Below are 21,246 nucleotides of genomic sequence, written 5' to 3' on the forward strand. Positions count from 1 at the left end.
CTCTTTGCTTTAGAAAGGATAATAGCTATCAGCAATATGCCAAGGAAACTGCTAATAATTCCAAATAATTCTGATATAGAAAAAGTCATAATAGTTTTAGAAAAACAAAATAAAAATACTATTTTAATCTCAACTTCCTAGTAATATCAATGTGATATATACGTTAAAATCTAATTACTTTTCAACTCAATAATTATTTAGTGCTTTTGTGATGAATTCACAAATTGTTTAGGAGATATACCAGTGTGTTTTTTAAAAGCAGCGTAAAAAGGAGATTTAGAATTAAATCCAGATTTTAGGGCAATTGTTTCAATTGTTAATTTCTTATAGGCGTCACTAACGAGTAATTGTTTTGCCACCTCAACGCGCATAGAATTTAAATAATCGTTAAAGTTTATACCCTTCTTTTCGTTAATTACTTGAGAAAGTCTCCGATTAGAAACATTTAAGTCTTTAGCAACAATTGTAAGTGAAAGTTTAGGGTTTAGGTAAGGTTTTTCGTCACTTTTAATATAGTTGTGTAAATCTTCTAATATTTGAATTTTACTACTTTCTTTAAGTTTAGAGCTATTATATTTTTCATTATTAGATGTTTCAACAATAACATTCCCGTATAACAATGTTGGAAAGAAAAAGATGGCTACAACCAATGATGAAAGCAAGAAACCAACCATATTTATTGCAAACTTATATGAGTCGCCAAACACTTCATACCCAGTAAGATTATCGAACATTGTGAATGAAAAAGTAATAAATTGCAAGAAAATACAAATGCCGATCCATAAGGCTACCTGTGTATTGTATTTTTTACTGATCTTATTTTTTAAAACATAGTGATTAAATACAAGAAATTGAGCAATTAAATAAACCCAAGCACTAATAGTTTTGAACAAGTATTGATTTTGCATAATAAAAGACTGAGAACCTTCCAAAGTATAATTATTGTAGTAATCTAACTTGTATTCAGTACTGGCAGAGTATAAAGGCATAAATTGAATTATGTTGATAATAAAAGGCAGTAAATTTAATAAATGAATATATTTAAATTTAAAAGTAGTTTTTAAACTACTTAAAACATAAAAGTAATATGCGGGTCCTAATAAATAATGTATGGGGCTATCAATTCTGATTAAAAAAGGAAATAATTTAATTTTTCCGGAGTAATTCATAACGCCAAGTGATTCTTCCAATAAGGTGACTAATAATAAAAGTATAAAAGTAATACGAATGCTAGCCTTACCTTTCATTTTTATAAGTACAAGAATCATTAATAGTACACCCAATACACTACTTATAATTCCAAATAATTCAGAAAAAGAAAACTTCATAAAAACTAAATTAACCGTAATGCTAAAGTAGTTTTTTTTCCTAAATAATAATTCAGGACAAATTTTATATTCTCATAACCACCAATATTTCAGATGTTTTCCTTGTATTCTTCTTATAATCAGATAATCAACATTTGTTTGTGTGTTTAAAAAAACTTCAAATGTTATATATTTGATTAAAACAAGCTGTAAACTATTTGATTAAAACATGCTGTAAACGGATTTATTTTAAAAAAAATAATTTCAATATTCACCCTTATAAATTTTAAACAATATGTTTTGTATTTCGCTAAACTTCAATTATAGCTATTAAGGTTATACAAATGGTATTGATGAATGATTACAGCCTAATGGATATATACATGGCTAACAAAACAGTAATAGAAAAAAATAAATCTAAATATTAATTATAATTTTAATCAAATGAAGAAAAATCAAATTTTAACAATTGCACTATTAATGATGTTTGTGTTTACATCAGCAATCGTAAGTGCTCAGAAAAAAGACAAAAGACCACAAAAGCCAAACATTATCATGCTTATCTCCGATGACACGGGTTGGGGAGATTTAGGTGTTTATGGTGGTGGTGAAGGTAGAGGAATGCCTACTCCAAACTTAGACCGTATGGCAAACGAAGGAATGCAATTTTGGTCCTTTTATGGCCAACCAAGTTGTACACCTGGTAGAGCAGCCATGCAAACCGGTAGAATACCAAATCGTTCTGGTATGACCACAGTAGCCTTCCAGGGACAAGGAGGAGGGTTGCCTGCTCCGGAATGGACCTTGGCTTCTGTATTAAAAAAAGCAGGGTATAATACCTATTTCTCTGGAAAATGGCATTTAGGAGAAGCAGACTATGCTATGCCAACTGCTCATGGTTATGACAAAATGGAAAATGTTGTATTGTATCACTTAGATGCTTATACATATGCATTCCCTTCATGGAATCCAGATATGACACCAAAAATGACGGCTTACTTCGATAAAAATACAATAGGAATTTTAGAAGGTGTTGCTGGACAACCTGTAAAAGAAGTGTCTGCAGTTACCCCAGAAAATATCGCTGAATTGGACATGATGATGACAGATAATGCCCTAAAACAGTTGGAAACATACGAAAAAGGTAGTGAGCCATTTTTTATGAGTATTAACTTTGCAAAAAATCACCAGCCTAATTTGCCATCTAAGCAATTTAAAGGTAAATCTCCAGCTACCAGTAAATATGCAGACTGTGTTGTAGAGATGGATTATAATGTTGGTCGTATCATGGATAAATTACGTGAATTAGATATTGACGAAAACACAATTGTAGTTTATACTGTTGATAATGGAGCTTGGCAAGATGTACATCCAGATTCTGGTTACACACCTTTTAGAGGTTCTAAAGGTACAGATCGTGAAGGTGGAAATCGTGTGCCAGCATTAGCTTGGTGGCCTGGACAAATTGCTGCAGGTTCTCAAAGTCATGATATTGTTGGTGGTTTAGATTATATGGCAACTTTTGCAAGTCTGGCAGGTGTCGATTTACCAACTAAAGATAGAGATGGAGTACCTATAACTTTTGATAGTATAGACATGTCTAATGTATTGTTTGATGAAGGTGAACCATTACGTGATAGTTGGTTTTACTTCACGGAACAAGAATTATCACCAGGAGCTATAAGAGTAGGTAAATGGAAAGCTACATTTAATACTCGTGGAGATAACGGAGCTCAAGCAGGTAGCGATATGCCTGGACAACAACTGGGTTGGAGAGGTGCTGAAAAATATGTAGCAACGGTTCCTGCTATTTACGACTTATGGCAAGACCCTCAAGAACGCTATGATATTTTTATGACGAGTTATACTGAGAAAACTTGGACTATGGTAATTTTTACTTTAGCACAACAACAACTTATGAAATCATATGTTGAATACCCTCCAAGAAAAATGCAAAGTGAAACTTATTCAGGTCCAATGACAATTAGTAGGTTTAGAACAATAGAGCAAGCAAAAGAACTATTAAAACATAAAGGAATTGTATTACCACCTGTAGAAACTCCGGGGCCAGGTAATTAACCACATTATTAAATATAACACAAAAGGTACTTTAAGTGCCTTTTGTGTTTTACTTATATTACCAACTAAATACTATAAAAATGAAATATTTTATGAAAAACAATAGAAGATACTTGTTGTTATTATTGGCTACAGCTATGTTAGTTTCTTGTTCTTCTAAGGAGAATAAAAAAGTTGAAACTAAGGCAGAAGATCCTGGGTTGGCTATAGAGAATACGGTAGAATCTAATCCACTGCCATCATGGAACGATGGCACAAATAAAACAAATATCATAAATTATGTAGAAGATGTGACAAATAAAAATAGTCCAAACTATATTCCTGTTTTAGACCGTATTGCTACATTTGACAATGATGGAACCTTATGGTCTGAAAAGCCAGTGTATTTTCAACTCTTTTTCGCTATAGATAGAGTAAAAGCTATGGCAGCAGACCACCCAGAATGGAAGTCCCAACAGCCATATAAAGCTATTTTAGAAGACAACATGGAAGACTTGAAAAAACAGGGTATGAAAGGTATAGAAGAAATAATCATGTCAACCCATGCTGGTATAACTACCGATGAATTTGCAGAAATTGTAACAGAATGGTTTGCTACTGCAAAACATCCTACTAAAAAAGTTCATTATAATGAGCTAATCTTTCAACCTATGGTTGAATTATTAGAATATTTAAGAGCAAACGATTTTAAAACCTTTATCGTTTCCGGTGGTGGCATTGAATTTATGCGTCCTATAACTCAAAGCGCTTACGGTATTCCTTCAGACCAAGTTGTAGGTAGTAGTATTGCTACAGAATGGGATGACAATAATGGAAACCCTGTAATTAGAAGATTACCAAAAATGAATTTTGTTGACGATAAAGTAGGGAAACCTATTGGTATAAACAGATATATTGGTAAAAAACCTGTTTTTGCAGGAGGAAATGCAGATGCCGATTTACAAATGCTTCAATGGGCAAACTCTAATAGCTATAAAAATTTTCAATTGTATGTACACCACACAGATTCTATAAGGGAATGGGCTTACGATAAGGACTCTCATGTAGGTACTCTTGACAAAGGCTTGACAATTGCAGAAGAAAAAGGATGGACAGTTGCTAGTATGAAAGATGATTGGAAAGTGATATATCCGTATAAAATGGATGAACAATAATTAATTAGTAATAAATTAATATAACTTTCTTTTGTTATTAAGAATCATGAGGAGTATTATAATTAAAACTATACTATGAAAATTCAATCTTAATAATCGTATTTCTCAAGGTTTTAGAGCTCTAAGTGATTACCGGGAACTTGAAACTTGCTGAAGATCCAACACATCTGTAAAAGTTGATTTTGCTTATGATAGAGACGGTTTAGTTAAAGGAGCTACACTAAAACTGTAGGGCTTGATAGCCAAACGTCAGTTACCAAAGGCATAAGGTATGTACTAGGAGAGACTGCCTTTTCAGGTAAAATCAACAAAAAAGTTGTTAAAATAGAATATTATTTATTACAAGGTATATGATTCTGAATTATGAGAAAAGTTAATAGTTCTTGTAAATAAGTTTGAATAATAACTGTACAATTAAAAACATCAAAATCAAATACCTTGGCTTTTGAGGTAATTGATGGATTTACAGAGACAGATAAAAAGTTAGCGAAGAAGTAGTTCCAAGAGAAACTAGATGCTGGTTTTGATACCGTAAATGTGCTTGTCAAATTATACGAAATGAAAATTTTACTTTTCGAAACCAAAGTGTTTTTTGAGGATGTCATATTTTTAATCAGTGCATTAAAAGATTAGGAAACTTGGCTGTCGTGGGGCATTCTAAAGTTTTTAAAGCACTCGTATCAATTTAAAATTTCGTTTTTTGAAAGACTAAAAAAAGTAAATAAAGAACAGTATTTTGAGATCTCTCAAATTGATGAGGCCTTCGAGTTTGTATCTGGTAATTATTTAAGTATAACGTTGGTTAATCCAATCTATGCCATGCAATAATATACTTTTTTACATAAACAAATTATTAACCAACAAGCAATAGTATCATGAGTAATACATACGATATAGTAATTAAAGGAGGACGCGTAATCGACCCAGAAACAGGATTAGATGCCATCCGAAATGTTGGTATCAATGGAGCCAAAATTGCAGTAGTAACCGAAGATGATATTCAAGGAAAGGAAACCATTGATGCTACAGATCATGTTGTAGCCCCAGGATTTATAGATATGCACCACCACAATGCAGGCGTACCATTCGGTGAGAAATTGGCTTTGCGCGATGGCGTAACTACTCCTATGGAATTGGAGGCAGGCGTTTATCCGGTTAAAGATTGGTATGCGGCACTCGAAGGAAAATGTCGCTCGAATTACGCAGCTTCATCAGGTGCGTTACCTGTCCGTGAGCATCTTTTCAACCCTAATTTTAAAACAAAGTTTGCCGGAGATTTTTGCTATGATGGCTTAGGGGCTCCTCAACAATCACATTTTTCAATGAAATGGAGCACACAAATTTCAACGGACGACCAAATAAAACAATTTGAGATTCTGTTGGAAGAAGGTTTGGCCGATGGCGCAGTTGGTGTTGGCTATCCAGTTGGGTATATGGTAGATGGATGTACACAACAGGAATCTATGATTGCACAAAAACTCGCTGGAAAATACGGTCAATCTACTTTTGTTCATGCTCGTTTTTCTTCACAAATGCCACCTACTAGCGGTATCCTTGGTTTTATGGAGTTAATGGCGCCTCAAGAAGTTTATGGTGGCGGTATTGTCATACAACATTTACATGCGCAAGCCTTAAAAGACACCATGGCTTCACTTGAACTTATTGATCGTGCTCGTGAAAAAGGACATCAAATATTGGCAGAAATTTATCCATACAATTATGGAGCAAGTATAGTGGCTGCAGACTATTTAGTCTCTGATAACTATGGCCCAAATATGGGACGTGATTACAAAGATATTATTGAAACATCTACTATGACGCCACTCACAAAAGAGCGTTATGAAGAACTGATGAAAACGGCTCCATCTACATCCATCATGTTTTATAATGCGACAGATGAAGATATGTACAAGGGTTTGGCGCATCCTAACGTGGTATTAGGGAGTGATTCTTTTCCATATACCATCAAAGAAACTGGTAAAATTGCCTTAGATTGGAATGTACCTTTTGATTCGGTAAATGGTCACCCAAGAGGTGCTGGAACACATGCCAAGTTGCTACGTTTAGTAAGAGAAAAGACAATTGATATTATGCTATCGGATGCCGTTTCTAAAATGACCTATTTGATTGCACGTTATCTTGAAGATAATGGCGTACCTCAAATGGCAAATAAAGGCCGTGTTCAAAGGGGTAAAGATGCAGACATTACCATCTTTAACCCAGATACTGTTCAAGACAATGCAACCATGCAAGCTGGTGGTTTACCATCGTCTGGCATTCCTTATGTTTTAGTAAATGGAACTGTGGTGGTTAATAATTCTGAAACTGTGGATAATGTGTTCCCTGGAAAACCGATTTATGGTTCTGCAACAAGAGTAACGTAATTGGAAACCGATGCATAATAAAACATATAATGTTGGGTTAAAACAAAAACTGATTCCCGTTACCATTATTGGTGGTTTTCTAGGGTCGGGTAAAACAACCCTTCTCAACTATATATTAAGTGAAAATCATGGCGTTCGAGCAGCTGTTTTGGTAAACGATTTTGGCGCGATTAACATTGATGCGAAACTCGTTGTAGGAGTTGAAGGAGAGACAGTAGAACTCGCTAATGGCTGCGTATGCTGCACCATTCGGGATGATCTAGCTGGAGCATGTATTGACTTACTCAAACGCCCAGACATGCCAGAACATGTATTTATTGAATTAAGTGGTGTTTCCCATCCCATTCCAGTACTAAACACCATTTTAGATATAGAATTATCGACGCCTTTTGGTTTTAACTGTATTCTATCCATAGTAGATTCAGAACAATTCTCACTGATGAAAGGCAACATGGCTAAACTGGCACAATCGCAGATTGGAGCAGCCGATATAGTCGTATTTAATAAGGTCGATTTAGTAAATCAAGAACAACTAACACATGTTAAGAACATTGTAAAAAAACTCACCTCTGGGGCCAAAATAGTAGAAGTGGTTCAAGGCCGTATTCCCATGGAATTAATTCTGCCCAATAGTCAATCCATTCCTCCTATTGAACGTGTCAAACAAAGTAAAGACAACTATATACATGTTCATGGACATGGCTTGGCAACATGGAGTTGGACAACAGACCAGCAGTTATCACTACATAAGTTCCGTTCTGTTATTTCTACCTTGTCTGAAACCATCTATCGCTGTAAGGGGATTGTTTGTTTAGAAGAATTACCCATGTATCGTTATATAATACAAATGGTTGGTAAACGACTCGTCATAACAGAGGATGAGCTTTGGGGTGAAGAAGCGCCTATTTCTGAGCTGGTACTTATTGGAGATACAAAGGATATCAAACCGAAAGAATTAAAGCAACATTTTGATGCCTGTATTGGAACTGGTGATGAATCGCAATCTGCTGTTTTAAGACTTGCTAAAAAACTAAATTATATAAATTAATTTTTATGAGTGAAACTATTTCACCAGAAAAACAAAGAAAACAAAAGCATGAAGTAATTGATGTTCTTAATCTTTTATAAGAATAAACCACAATATATTTAGGTTGGAGTTGGGAAGGTACCATTGGTTAGGAATAGCGTATAGAACGTGTAGATGAGACTTTTGGTTATAAACACACAAAGGCAATTGTTAATGCCCAATTGGCTATAATAGAAATTAATTGGCAACATCGCATCGTTAAATGTGGGATTCCTGATATTTCTTCTTTGGCAGCTATGCCTAAACTATAAAAATGGTATGTCAATGTATTAAACGGTAGCTTAAATTTAAGCGATTCAAGAATCGGTTTAATTCAAATAAAACAATCCCCTGAACTTTATTCAAATTTTTTAAGATGGTTAGGCGTAATGTTATTAGGTATTGGTTTTTCAGTTGATGTTGTTGGAACTTGGGAAGCTGTTTGGAAGGCTGCAATAACAGCCGTACCAGCTGGAATTGTATTTCCTGCTCTACATGGATTAAAGGATTCAATGAAACAGCTGGTTTTGTAGCCACTTTTTTTTCAGGTGTAATTGCCATGCTAGCATGGAAATTTGGGTTTACAACTGCAGCACCAGGACTTTTACTCATTTCAGCCACCTTAGTTTTTATTCCTGGAGATTCTATTAGTACTCAGGCTTTAGAAATGGTTTCTGGACGTTGGTCGCAAGCAGTAGATAGATTATTTTATAGTATCATGGTTTTAGTACTGCAAGTTGTAGGTGTTGTATTAGCTGCCATTCTTACTTTGACTATTTCCAGCTTCAGTACAGGCAGAATTTGCTTGGTGGGCTATTTATCCGGGTAGTTTCATCTTTTTAATGGAAAATTTTATAGCCTTTCAAATGCGAACAAAAGATTACCTACCTCCCAGCTATCATTATTTTATTAATAACAAGAGCAGCAGCTCAACTTGCTACAATGGCGTATGGGGAATATGTGGGCAGCTTTTTTGGAATGTTTATTGGAACTATTATAGCTGTTTGGAAATCGAATCGATCAGAAAATTACTCTCCTGATTTTATGTTTCTGTTAATGCCTCTTTTTGCTCTATCTCTTGGCTCACATGGTTTAAGAACTTTGGAGTGTTGGTTAACAGGAAATAAAATTTCTGGAGTTACTATTTTAGCAACACTTGGAGGCGTACTCTTATCCATTGCTATCGGAATATTTTTAGCGACCATGCTAATGAATGGAATTATGAATTTAAAGAAACAAAGAATATCATAAGCAAAATTTACTATGGAAGCCTATGGATTTTGGATTGAAATAGCAGGAACTGTAGCATATTCTGTAACTGCTGTATTAGCAAAAACTCATAAAAAAATAGATTCAATTGGAGATTCTGTATTATAACTGCTGTAGATGGAGGCTCCTAAAGAGATATTATACTTAATGTTCCTGTCTTTTGGGCTGATCAATAAATCTAAATTTGGGTAGGATTTATTTCTAATAGTATAACTTTTTATGGAAGATCATCGTAATCAAAAAACTATTTTAATAATTCTATAAAGAATATTTTTGGTTTTTAGAGATCCGTTAGAAAAACATCCTCACGAACCAGATGTTCTTATGCTCATGCTTTTATGTGATGTGCACGATGTTCCATTGGCTACAAATTCAGTTACTGCAGAGTTGTTAATGAAAGGGTTATTATAACTATTCCGTATAAACCCTATTTTCCTGTTCTGCCACGCGTATAAAAGTCGTTCGTTTTGTCAATTCTTTTAAACGTAGCGCACCTACATAGGTACATGTACTTCGTAAACCTCCCAGAATGTCCTGAAGTGTTCCTTCAACTTCACCTTTATATGGAACTTCAACTGTTTTCCCTTCGCTGGCACGGTATTCTGCTACGCCACCAACATATTTATCCATAGCTGTTGTAGAACTCATCCCATAAAATTGTTTATATGTTTTTCCGTCACGCTCTTTAGTTTCTCCACCACTTTCGTCATGTCCAGAAAACATACCTCCAAGCATCACAAAATCGGCTCCAGCACCAAAGGCCTTTGCTACATCGCCAGGGGTAGAGCAGCCTCCATCGCTAATTATCTGTCCGCCTAACCCATGAGCAGCATCGGCACATTCAATAATAGCAGATAATTGCGGATATCCTACACCTGTTTTAACACGAGTCGTGCAAACAGAACCAGGACCTATGCCAACCTTTACAATATCGGCACCAGATAATAGAAGTTCTTCAACCATTTCGCCAGTTACCACATTTCCAGCAATAATGGTTTTGTCTGGATACTGTTTTCTTGTTCGTCTTACAAAATCCACAAAATGTTCGGAGTAGCCGTTAGCAACATCTATACATATAAATTTTAATTGAGAATCTAATTTAAATATACCAGCCAATTTACTTAAATCTTCTTTTCCTGTTCCCGTACTAACAGCAATATATTCTCCAATATTTTTAGGAGCCTTTTTTAGAAACTCTTCCCATTCAGCAAGCGAATAATGTTTATGTATAGCAGTAAATAATTTGTTTTTTGCTAGAGACAATGCCATTTCAAAAGTGCCCACAGTATCCATATTAGCAGCCATAATAGGAATGCCATTCCAGCTGTTTTCACTGTTTAAGAACTTAAAATTTCGCTCTAAACTAACTTGAGACCGACTCTTGAGTGTGGAGCGTTTTGGTCTAATCATTACATCTTTAAAACCTAATTTGATGTCTTGTTCTATACGCATTTTAAAAGAATATTGGGTTACAATCAAAAGTACAAGTTCTTTTAGTTATCTTAAAGTCAAATTCATCTTTTAATCTTTGTTCTTATTAACAATTGTTTATAGGTATATTGGAACGAATAATCTATTCCGATTTTGAATTTCAGCCATAGAAAGCCTAACTTCGTACGTTTATTACTTCTATTGAATCTATTTATTATGAAATTGAAAACAACTCTCTTATTTTCAAGTCTTTACTTGATGTGTTTTTTTTTAACAGCTCAAGAAAACAACCTTTCAGAATTACAGATAAAAGATATTATGCAAGGTGAAGACTTTGTTGGTCATCTACCTTCTAATGTTAGTTGGTCGAGTGACAGCGATACCATTTATTTTAAATGGAATCCAGAAAATGCGTTAAGTGATTCTCTTTATGGGTTTGATTTAAAAAACGATAAAATTTCTAAAATTGATTTTGAAACGGAGTTTGCTTTACCAGCTTCAAATGTGGTTTTTAATAGAGACAAAACTAAAAAAATATACAGCAAGAATGGCGATATTTTTATAGTAGATGTTGTTACAAATACCATAACTCAAATAACGAATACAACGGCTTATGAAAGATCTGTTCACTTTACAGACTCTTATCAGCAAGTAGCTTATGTAAAAGATAAAAACTTATTTACATGGGATATAGAAACAGGAACCACCACACAGGTCACCAACTTTTTAAAGAACGAGAAAAAGGAGAAATCTAATAGTGAAAAAGATGACTGGCTTAACCAGGATCAACTAGAACTTTTTGATGTTTTAAGAGAGCGTAAAGAAAAATCGGATACGCGTGATAGCCTAATGAAGCGATTCAATTCGAAGAAACCTTTAGAAATTTATTTGGGCGATAAATCGATTTTAAATCAAAGAATGAGTCCAGATGGAAAGTTTGTAACCTATCTAACTTCAAAACGTCCAAAAAACAAGAATACCATCATGCCACATTATGTGACAGAATCTGGGTATACCGAAAATGAAAACACACGTTCTAAAGTAGGAGATGAGCAGCCGGAATATACCTTGTATATCTACAACCTTGTTAATAAGAAAGTCTATCCTGTTGTTTTAGGTAATTTAGAAGGCTTAGATTATATACCAGAATACACCAAAGAGTATCCAGATAAAGTTTATAAAAACGACAATCGGATTGGATATATTTCAGGACCTACCTGGAGTCCGGATGGCTCATATGGTGTTTTAGATATTATTGCAAACGATTATAAAGACCGTTGGCTGGTATTATTAAATCCAGAAAATGGAACTGTAGAAAACTTAGACCATCAGCACAACGAAGCATGGATTGCTGGTCCTGGAATTGGTGGTTATGGAGGTGGAGACTTAGGATGGATGCCAGATAATAAAAGCATTTGGTTTCAGTCTGAAAAAACAGGCTATTCGCATATATATACCATGGATGTCACTTCAAAAAAAGTAAAAACACTTACAAAAGGAAGTTTTGAAATTTATAACCCTCAAATTTCTAAAGATGAAAAACGCTGGTATTTTACGGCTAATATGAATCATCCTGGAGATCGTCAGTTTTACAGTATGCCTATAAAAGGAGGGAAGTTTACAGCTTTGACTAATAGGATAGGAAATAATAACGTAACACTTTCTCCAGATGAAAAACAGATGGCTATTTTGTATTCCTATTCAAATAAGCCTACGGAATTATATATAAAAGAAAATCCTTTATTTACTTCAACAGAAAGTACGCCAAAACAAATCACCCATTCTACAACGAAGGCTTTTGAAAGTTATACTTGGAAAGATCCAGAAATAATCACTTTTAAGGCCGATGATAGCGCTGAAGTTTATGCCAGATTATATCAACCTAAAACGGAGGTAAAAAATAAAGCAGCTGTTATTTTTGTTCATGGTGCTGGTTATTTACAAAACGCTCATAAATGGTGGAGTTCTTATTATAGAGAATACATGTTTCATAACTTTTTAGTAGATAATGGCTATACCGTTTTAGACATCGATTATCGTGGAAGCGCTGGTTATGGTGGAGATTGGAGAACAGGAATTTACAGACATATGGGAGGAAAAGATTTGTCTGATCAAGTAGATGGAGCCGAGTATTTAATAAGTAAATACGGTATCGATACAGATAAAGTTGGTATTTATGGTGGTTCTTATGGAGGATTTATAACACTTATGGCCATGTTTAAAGAAGCTGAAACGTTTCAAGCTGGTGCCGCTATTCGTTCTGTGGGAGATTGGGCTGCCTATAATCATGGCTATACAGCAAGAATTTTAAATACACCAGTAACGGATAGTTTGGCTTACAGAAGAAGTTCGCCTATATATTTTGCAGATGGTTTAGAAGGCGATTTATTGATTTTACACGGTATGATAGACGATAATGTGCATTTTCAAGATATGGTTCGTTTATCGCAACGTTTAATTGAATTGGGAAAAGAAAATTGGGAAATGGCAATCTATCCAATCGAAAGACATGGTTTTGTAGAGCCAAGTAGTTGGACAGATGAATATAAAAGAATATACAAGTTGTTCCAGGAAAGTTTATTAGGTAAATAATTGTAGCTAATTAAATGAAGGCCTTAGATAGATTTTTACAAAACGAACGCATAAGAAAAGCTAAAAAGTTTATTAGAAAAAACGATGCTGTTTTAGATATTGGAAGTGTAGATGGTGTGATGTTCGAGAAATGGAAAAAGGATATTTCTTATAGTTATGGCATTGATCCTATTTTAGAAAAGGAAATTAAAACGGATACTTATACACTTTTGCCTGGAAAATTCCCTGAAGATCTTCCTGAAAATTTAAGCTTTGATATTATTTCTATGCTTGCCGTATTAGAACATATTCCAAAGGAAGTCCAAGCAGGAATGGCTGAAAATTTCTATTATATTTTAAAACCTAAAGGCCGGGTAATTATAACAGTACCTTCTCCTCAAGTAGATTTTATTCTGGAAATCTTGTTGAAATTAAGATTAATTGATGGTATGAGTCTAGAAGAACATTATGGTTTTAAACCTGGCGACACAGAAAAAATCTTTGCTAAAGGCTTTAAACTTATAAAGAAAAAGAAGTTTCAATTGGGATTGAATAATCTTTATGTTTTTGAAAAAATAGATTAACCTATTTACAAGCCATCATACTAATTTCCACATTTACAAATTTAGGTAGGTTAGCAACTTCAACTGTTTCACGTGCAGGTGCTATTTCTTCATTAAAATAAGTAGCATAAACCTCATTTATTTTAGAGAAGTTATGCATATCGCTTACAAAAATAGAAGCTTTAAAAACATTTTCAAAAGTCATATCTGCAGCTTTTAATACGGCTTTTAGGTTTTCCATAACCTGTTTCGTTTCCGTTTTAATATCTTCTAAAACCAACTCCATGGTTTCTGGATTTAAAGCTATTTGTCCAGATGTATATAGAATGTTATTTACTAAAACAGCTTGATTGTATGGACCAATTGGAGCAGGAGCGTGAGGTGTGTTGATTATCTTTTTCATGGAATTAAATTTTATTAAAATAATTAGTTATAGCTGTTTATCTGGTTGTTTTCGTTTATCGTATTTAAGATCTTTTAGTAAGTTAGATTTAATACCAATAAAGAAATTCCATGAGCTTCTGTCACTAAACGGAATCCAATTCAAGCTCATTCTCCAGCTTAATAAGTCTCTTTCAAATCTTAAAGATGTATAAGTAAATCCATTGTTTTTAAAATCGTATCCAGAAGAGGCTCCAACTTTCCAACGTGGAGATAATTCTACATCACCAGAAAACATTAATGAATGGGACGAAATTTCATTTTCACGTTGAGAATTGGTATAGTTTATTGCATAAACCAAGCGTAAGCTCCAAGGAATAACATTTGTGTATAAGTCGCTAGGAGTTTGTTCTTCCTCTTCATCATCATAAAAACTCTGATTTTCATAATCCATAGAGCGTCCAAACATGTCATCTGCACGCCCACCACTTCTTAATGTTTCTTCATTACTTGCTTTGGTTTCACCTCCTGTAAAAGTGGTATTAGAAAGTGAATAATTCATGGAGACATTCGCACTAGTTAGCCTGAAAATACTTCCTCCATTATCAACATTCCACATGTCTACAATATTGTTGTTGTTATCTAGAGCATATGGATTAAGGGTTGCTCCAAAATTTACAGACATTTTATCTTTTAGAAGTTGTGTACTTCCCGAAATTCTAACAGGACTTAAATTTAAAGAATCTGCAGCGATATCATATCCTGTACTAAAGTTTAGGTTGTCCAACAATTTAATTTTTCTAGCTTCAGTTGCAGTAGAATCTTTATCGCGAACTTTCATTTCAATATTATTTCCTAACGAAAGTCCAACTGTATTAGAATACCTTTGATTGGGAGCACCATAAACAGAATTTTCAAATTTAGAATATTCAACATCCTTTGTAGTTAGACCATCTGCACTAATAACTTCATAGGTGTCATAATACTGATCGAAAGACGGGTTGATTGTGTAGCTTATAGAAGGTCTCATTACATGTCTAAGCGCCTTAATCTTCTTGTCTTCTCCTTCTTTTTCAAAATTGAACATACCATACAAGGTAGTTCCTAAACTGGTAGAAAAATCGTAAGTTCTATAAGAAGCAAAACCATTATTTTCATTCGTAACAACTTCTTTGGTCGTTTGGTCGTAATATTTATCTACTGTTTTAAAGGTCCAAGTTTCTTTATAATTTGTAGTGGCACTTAAGCTTAAATGTTTTAAAACCTTAAAGTTTGTAGTAAGGGGGATGCTATGATTTATGCCGTTTTGAGCTTGGTCCCACATTTCTTTTTTAAAGAATAAAGAATCTGTAGTTTGAATTCTGTTTTCAGCTCTGATGTTATATTGAAAATTGATGTTTTCTATAATACCTTTTTTTGAACCTGTTTTTGGCTCAAAAGGATAAATTCTACTAACACTAGCCTGAACTGTTGGTAAAGTCATGTTAATACTTTCAGTGTTTGTATTTTGAGAGTGAGTAGCCGCAACACTTAAGTTTACTTGTGGTTCTCCTTGGAATGTTTTAGAATAAGATACAGAAGAAGCCATGGTGTTGTTTAAAAAACTTGGGGAATTCACCTGATTTACAGATTCTTGATAATATTTACTACTACCTAAGTTTACCGAAGCTGAAAATCTGGAATTTGGACTAGATTTTCCATCTTGACTATGAGACCATCGGATATTGTATATAGTCGATTTTGAGTAATCAGGAAAACCACGTTCGCTGTTTATTAAATTCTCGTATCTAAATCCTAGATTTCCATTAAACTTATAACGCAAGGCATAATTACTTTCAAAACGCAGTCCATAGCTACCATTTGTATAGTAATCCCCTAAAACGGCCAAATCTATATAATCGCTAATAGCAAAATAATAACCCCCATTTTGTAAAAAATAACCACGATCACTTTGCTCACCAAAACTAGGAATTAAAACTCCTGAGGTTTGAGTTTTTGTTAATGGAAAGAATCCAAAAGGTAATCCAATTGGTGTAGGCACATCGGCCACAACCATATTGGTTAATCCGACTACAATTTTTTTTCCAGGAACTAACTTAATTTTATTGGCTTGAAAATAATATTCAGGGTTTTCTATGTCTTTGGAAGTTGTAAAACGGCCTTTATATAAAAAGATAACCGAATCGTTCTCTTTTTTAGTGATAGGGGCATAAATTTGCATGCCTTGTTGTTCGGTTTGCGATTTAAAAATTAAGGCCTTTTCCGTTTCATAATTAAATCTAATCGAGTCTGGTTCTACTAGATTATCACCTTGTTTAAAAGAGGGTCTTTGCGTATAAACTCCGGCTGTATCTTTTATTCTTCCAGCATACACTTCTTTTTTGTTGTAATCTATAACTATAATACCAGCCTTTAATTCCATGTCATCAAAATACACTTCGGCTTCGTTATATAAATATAGTTTTTGTTCCTTATTATTAAAAGAAGTATAGTCTTTAGCCTTATAAGTAACTGTAGAAGTTAGCATTTGAGGCTTAGGTATAACCGAATCTTGTAAAGTAGAATCTTGGCCAATTTCTGAAACCTCTAATTTTTCAAGATCGTTAAGATTAACAGAAATAGTGTCATTATTTTTTACTGGAGATACTTTTTCTCCAGTTTTGGGAATATCTTGAGCGAAGCCAAAAGTGTTGATAAACACTGTAAAACTTAAGGAAAAAAGTATGTAAAAGTTGTTTGTACGCAACGCTTTTAAATGTATTTTTGTAAAAGTATGGCTCGGTTTTTGAATTGCCAAAATTACATATATTTTTTGTGATTAATTTAATATTCACAAAAATTCGAAAATAAACTTTTGCTTAGAATTATTAAGTAATAAACATGCATTTTTGCTGTTATTATATGAAACATCTATGGTTGTATTAATGATGAAAAAAAATATAATTATAAAGGTGTTACGTATTACTAAAAAAATATTTATAAATACATGAAAACGAAATTGGTTTTACTTTTTTTAACTGCTTTGTTCTTTTTAACAAATACAAGCTATAATTCTTTATATGCACAAGATAGTTCAAATAAATTTATTGTTGTTTTAGATGCTGGGCATGGTGGAAAAGATCCAGGAAAACCTTCAAAGGATGGTTATAAAGAGAAAGATATTGCTCTAAAAATTGCGCTAGAAGTTGGCAAAGAGTTAGAAAAAAATCCTGATATTAAAGTTGTTTACACAAGAGAAAAAGATGTTTTTGTAGATTTATTTAAAAGAGGGAAAATTGCTAATGAGGCAAAAGCAGACCTTTTTGTTTCTATTCATTGTAATGCACATCACACACAGGCTTATGGCTCTGAAACCTATGTTTTAGGAATAAATAGAAACGATACCAATTTTAATGTTGCTAAAGCAGAAAACGAAGTTATTTACTTGGAAGATGACTATGAGAAAAATTACGAAGGATTTGATCCAAATTCCCCTGGGTCTTTCATAGGTTTAACGCTTATGCAAGAAGAGTATTTAGATCAAAGTATTCTTTTAGCTAGTTTGATTGAAGGAAATTTTAAAAATGCTTTAAAGCGTAATAGTAGAGGTGTAAAACAGGCTGGGTTTATCGTGCTGCATCAGACTATTATGCCTAGTGTATTAGTTGAAACAGGATTTATTACTAACAAACATGAAGGGCCGTATTTAAATTCCGGTAAAGGACAAAAGGAAATGTCTACAGCCATTAAAAAAGCTATTTTAGATTATAAAAATTCCATCTATCAAAATATAGATAACTTTGTTTATCTAGATACCATTACTGAAGCAGAAGCAAATACTGAACCTGATGAGATTTATAAGAATATCGTTTTTAAAGTGCAAATTGCTGCTAGTTCAAAAGAGATTGAATTAAAATCTTATAATTTTAAAGGTTTAGAAGATGTTACTAGAGAAAAAATAAATAACTTGTATAAATACTTTTATGGCTATACATCTAATTATACTAAGATAAAAGATTTTCAAAATTATGCAAAATCTAAAGGGTATCCATCAAGCTTTATAGTTGCTTATAAAGATGGAAAACAAATTTCTTTAGAAGCAGCGCTAAAATCAACTGCAAATTAGAGTCATTCTTTATAAATTTATTTCTAATTTTGTTAGGTAACTAAATACATATAATTTGAAACTATCAAGAGAAGTTAAAACGGCTATTCTAGTCATATTTGGAGTCTTATTTTTTGTTTTTGGCTTTAATTATTTAAAAGGAAAAAACTTATTCGATGCTTCAGATGAATATTACACTGAATTCGACTATAACGGCTTGACTACAGCATCTCCAGTAACAATTAAAGGAAATAATGTTGGAAAAATAAATAAAATAATATACGTGATGGAAACTGGAAAAACCCGTGTTTCCTTTACAGTAGATAATGATTTGAAGTTTTCAAAAAACAGTAAAATGAGGCTTTATCCAATGGGCCTTCTAGATGGTAATGCACTTGCAATTATTCCTGCAAAAGATGAACAATATGCTGAAAGTGGTGAGATACTTCAATCTGAAGTAGAACCAGGACTTATTAAAGATCTTTCCGAAAATTTTTCAGGATTAAGTGAAGGTTTGGATAGTACTTTAAAAACGGCTGACACCTTATTATTAAGCATCAATAGTTTGGTGGAAGACAACTCAGAAGAAGGTTTAAAGCATGCTATTAAAGAAATGAATTTAACCTTAACGTCGTTTAAAAACCTATCGGGTTCATTCAATAATTTAATTATTAAAAATCAAGACAGTCTAACTCAAGTTATTAATAACTTTAATTCTGTAAGTAAAAATCTTGCTGTTCTTTCCGAAGATTTAAAAGATATTGAAATTTCTAAAACCGTTGCTAATCTAGATGAAACGTTAAAGCATGTAAATGCACTTTTAGCAGATTTAGAAAAAGGCGAAGGTTCCATGGGAAAACTACTTAAAGACGAAAAACTTTATCATAATTTAGAAGTGGCTTCTGGACAATTAAGCGAATTACTTCAAGATTTTAAATTAAATCCTAAACGTTATATTCATGTATCTGTTTTTGGAGGAAAAAACAAAGACGAGTTCGAAAAACCAGAAGACGAAAGACAATAACTAAACAAACTAACCAATGAATTATATTCCAAACATTTTATTTGCTCTATTACTTATAGCAGGTCTTGGTTTTTTTGCCAGGAATGTTAAAAAGCTTATCAGAAACATCAAACTTGGTCAAGATGTGGATGTAAGTGATAATAAATCACAACGTTGGAAAAACATGGCCATGATTGCTTTAGGACAAAGTAAAATGGTTAAAAGACCAATTTCAGGTTTTCTACATGTTATTGTTTATGTTGGGTTTGTAATAATTAATATCGAATTATTAGAAATAGTTATAGATGGATTAACGGGTTCTTGGAGAATTTTCTCTTATTACCAAGAGCTTTATGGCATTTTAATTGGGACTTTCGAAGTTTTAGCACTTTTAGTATTTGTTTCTGTTGTAATCTTTTGGATTAGAAGAAACATTATAAAAATCCAACGTTTTTGGAAAAGTGAAATGACTAGTTGGCCTAAAAATGATGCTAATTATATTCTGTATTTTGAAATGGTGCTAATGTCACTTTTCTTAGTAATGAACGCCACAGATATTCATTTTCAATTAATGAATTCTGGAAATGTTGTGTCTCAATTCATTGCTCCATGGTTTAGTGGACTCCCTGAAACAACTATTCATATAATAGAACGCACAGCTTGGTGGCTTCATATTATAGGAATTTTAGTATTTCTAAATTACTTGTACTTTTCTAAACATTTACACATTCTTTTAGCGTTTCCAAACACCTATTATGGAAAAGTGAAACCTAAAGGACAATTAAATAATTTAGAGGCTGTAACCAAAGAAGTTAAAATGATGATGGATCCAAACATCGATCCATTTGCAGCACCACCAGAAGGGACAGAGGCAGAAATGCCTGCAAAATTTGGTGCTAGCGATGTGCAAGATTTATCTTGGGTACAATTACTAAATGCATATACCTGTACAGAATGTGGACGTTGTACTAGCGAATGTCCGGCAAATTTAACAGGAAAAAAACTGTCTCCTCGTAAAATTATGATGGATACAAGAGATAGACTAGAAGAGGTTGGTAAAAACATCGATGCTAATAAAGGCGAATTTAAAGATGATGGCAAACAGCTTTTGGGTGACTATATTACTGCTGAAGAACTTTGGGCTTGTACCACCTGTAATGCTTGTGTTGAAGCTTGCCCGGTTAGCATTGACCCCTTATCTATTATAATTGAAATGAGACGTTATTTGGTTATGGAACAAAGTGCGGCTCCAGTAGAGCTCAATAATATGATGACAAATATTGAAAACAATGGTGCGCCTTGGCCATACAACCAAATGGATAGATTGAATTGGAAAGATGAGTAACAAATTCCTGTGTAAGCAGAAATCTTATAAAATATTGAAGTAATTTTTTATAAAAATAAAAATTTAAATAAGTTGAACTAAAGAGATTCCTGTTTTCGCAGGAAATGTGAATATGAAAAGAGAAGACGCAGACAAACTATTACATGAAAAAGTAGAAGCAGGAGAGAAAGTAAGTCCTATTTTACCTAAAGAAGTTAAAAATTATTTGATTGATATAGATGGTACCATCACAGACGATATTCCAAACGAAGAACCAGAAAGAATGGCAACTTGTGAGCCTTATTTAGATGCATTAGAAACTTGTAACAAGTGGTATGAAGAAGGGCATTTAATTTGCTTTTTTACTTCCAGAACAGAAGATCATAGAGAAGTAACAACTAATTGGTTAAATAAACATGGATTTATGTTTCATAGTTTATTAATGGGAAAACCAAGAGGAGGAAATTACCATTGGATAGATAATCACTTGGTAAAAGCAACTAGATATAAAGGAAAATTTACAGATTTAGTAGATAAAAAAGTGACCATTCAGGTTTTTGATGATGGTCAACATGAATCATAAAATTTTTGCAAATGCCTGTCGCAAGATAGGAATACAATAATCTCATA

Annotated in this window: 17 protein-coding genes and 1 pseudogene; 14 read left to right on the plus strand and 4 right to left on the minus strand. The window is 33.3% G+C overall.

The features are described 5' to 3' along the window. Positions 1-197 precede the first annotated feature (197 nt). The gene (locus tag OS191_RS01305; RefSeq protein ID WP_267153901.1) at positions 198-1,328 is read right to left on the minus strand and encodes a helix-turn-helix domain-containing protein; all 1,131 of its coding nucleotides are present in this window, start codon (positions 1,326-1,328) and stop codon (positions 198-200) included. 423 nt (positions 1,329-1,751) lie between these two features. Between OS191_RS01305 and OS191_RS01310 the strand changes: the two genes are divergently transcribed. The 8 genes and pseudogenes from OS191_RS01310 to OS191_RS01345 all read left to right on the plus strand — a co-directional run. After that, entirely contained in the window at positions 1,752-3,386 is a 1,635-nt protein-coding gene (locus OS191_RS01310) for an arylsulfatase (protein ID WP_267153902.1), read from the plus strand. A gap of 92 nt (positions 3,387-3,478) precedes the next feature. Beyond that, complete coding sequence (locus tag OS191_RS01315; RefSeq protein ID WP_267153903.1) at positions 3,479-4,540, plus strand: HAD family hydrolase; 1,062 nt, start codon at positions 3,479-3,481, stop codon at positions 4,538-4,540. A gap of 875 nt (positions 4,541-5,415) precedes the next feature. Further along, entirely contained in the window at positions 5,416-6,924 is a 1,509-nt protein-coding gene (locus tag OS191_RS01320) for an amidohydrolase family protein (protein WP_267153904.1), read from the plus strand. A gap of 10 nt (positions 6,925-6,934) precedes the next feature. Next, entirely contained in the window at positions 6,935-7,972 is a 1,038-nt protein-coding gene (locus OS191_RS01325) for a CobW family GTP-binding protein (RefSeq protein WP_267153905.1), read from the plus strand. A gap of 407 nt (positions 7,973-8,379) precedes the next feature. Further along, positions 8,380-8,523: a hypothetical protein gene (locus OS191_RS01330; protein WP_267153906.1), complete on the plus strand. Its 144-nt coding sequence runs from the start codon at positions 8,380-8,382 to the stop codon at positions 8,521-8,523. 26 nt (positions 8,524-8,549) lie between these two features. After that, on the plus strand, positions 8,550-8,819 hold the full coding sequence (locus tag OS191_RS01335; protein WP_267153907.1) for a hypothetical protein: 270 nt from the start codon (positions 8,550-8,552) through the stop codon (positions 8,817-8,819). A gap of 113 nt (positions 8,820-8,932) precedes the next feature. After that, entirely contained in the window at positions 8,933-9,241 is a 309-nt protein-coding gene (locus OS191_RS01340) for a hypothetical protein (protein ID WP_267153908.1), read from the plus strand. 291 nt (positions 9,242-9,532) lie between these two features. Continuing rightward, positions 9,533-9,670 (plus strand): annotated as a pseudogene (locus OS191_RS01345) (methylglyoxal synthase); the annotation flags it as partial. Here OS191_RS01345 and OS191_RS01350 read toward each other — a convergent pair. After that, complete coding sequence (locus tag OS191_RS01350; protein ID WP_267153909.1) at positions 9,671-10,711, minus strand: GMP reductase; 1,041 nt, start codon at positions 10,709-10,711, stop codon at positions 9,671-9,673. Between the two features lie 195 nt (positions 10,712-10,906). Between OS191_RS01350 and OS191_RS01355 the strand changes: the two genes are divergently transcribed. After that, entirely contained in the window at positions 10,907-13,282 is a 2,376-nt protein-coding gene (locus tag OS191_RS01355) for a S9 family peptidase (protein WP_267153910.1), read from the plus strand. A gap of 14 nt (positions 13,283-13,296) precedes the next feature. Continuing rightward, a complete protein-coding gene (locus OS191_RS01360) occupies positions 13,297-13,845 on the plus strand; it encodes a methyltransferase domain-containing protein (RefSeq protein ID WP_267153911.1) in 549 nt (182 codons plus the stop codon). Between the two features lies 1 nt (position 13,846). Here the strand turns inward: OS191_RS01360 and OS191_RS01365 are convergent, their stop codons facing one another. Then, positions 13,847-14,227, minus strand: coding sequence for a Rid family detoxifying hydrolase (locus OS191_RS01365; protein WP_267153912.1), 381 nt, complete (start codon positions 14,225-14,227; stop codon positions 13,847-13,849). A gap of 27 nt (positions 14,228-14,254) precedes the next feature. Next, on the minus strand, positions 14,255-17,002 hold the full coding sequence (locus OS191_RS01370) for a putative LPS assembly protein LptD (protein ID WP_267153913.1): 2,748 nt from the start codon (positions 17,000-17,002) through the stop codon (positions 14,255-14,257). 189 nt (positions 17,003-17,191) lie between these two features. Between OS191_RS01370 and OS191_RS01375 the strand changes: the two genes are divergently transcribed. From OS191_RS01375 to OS191_RS01390, 4 genes are all read left to right on the plus strand, one after another. Beyond that, the gene (locus OS191_RS01375) at positions 17,192-18,310 is read left to right on the plus strand and encodes an N-acetylmuramoyl-L-alanine amidase family protein (RefSeq protein ID WP_267153914.1); all 1,119 of its coding nucleotides are present in this window, start codon (positions 17,192-17,194) and stop codon (positions 18,308-18,310) included. 55 nt (positions 18,311-18,365) lie between these two features. Then, positions 18,366-19,313 (plus strand): MlaD family protein, encoded by a 948-nt coding sequence (locus tag OS191_RS01380; protein WP_267153915.1) that lies wholly within the window; start codon positions 18,366-18,368, stop codon positions 19,311-19,313. 16 nt (positions 19,314-19,329) lie between these two features. Beyond that, on the plus strand, positions 19,330-20,637 hold the full coding sequence (locus tag OS191_RS01385) for a 4Fe-4S dicluster domain-containing protein (protein ID WP_267153916.1): 1,308 nt from the start codon (positions 19,330-19,332) through the stop codon (positions 20,635-20,637). A gap of 112 nt (positions 20,638-20,749) precedes the next feature. Beyond that, positions 20,750-21,199, plus strand: coding sequence for an LNS2 domain-containing protein (locus OS191_RS01390; RefSeq protein ID WP_267153917.1), 450 nt, complete (start codon positions 20,750-20,752; stop codon positions 21,197-21,199). The last annotated feature ends 47 nt before the right edge of the window (positions 21,200-21,246 follow it).

The sequence above is a fragment of the Xanthomarina sp. F2636L genome (genome assembly GCF_026410195.1).
Taxonomy (GTDB): Bacteria; Bacteroidota; Bacteroidia; order Flavobacteriales; family Flavobacteriaceae; genus Xanthomarina.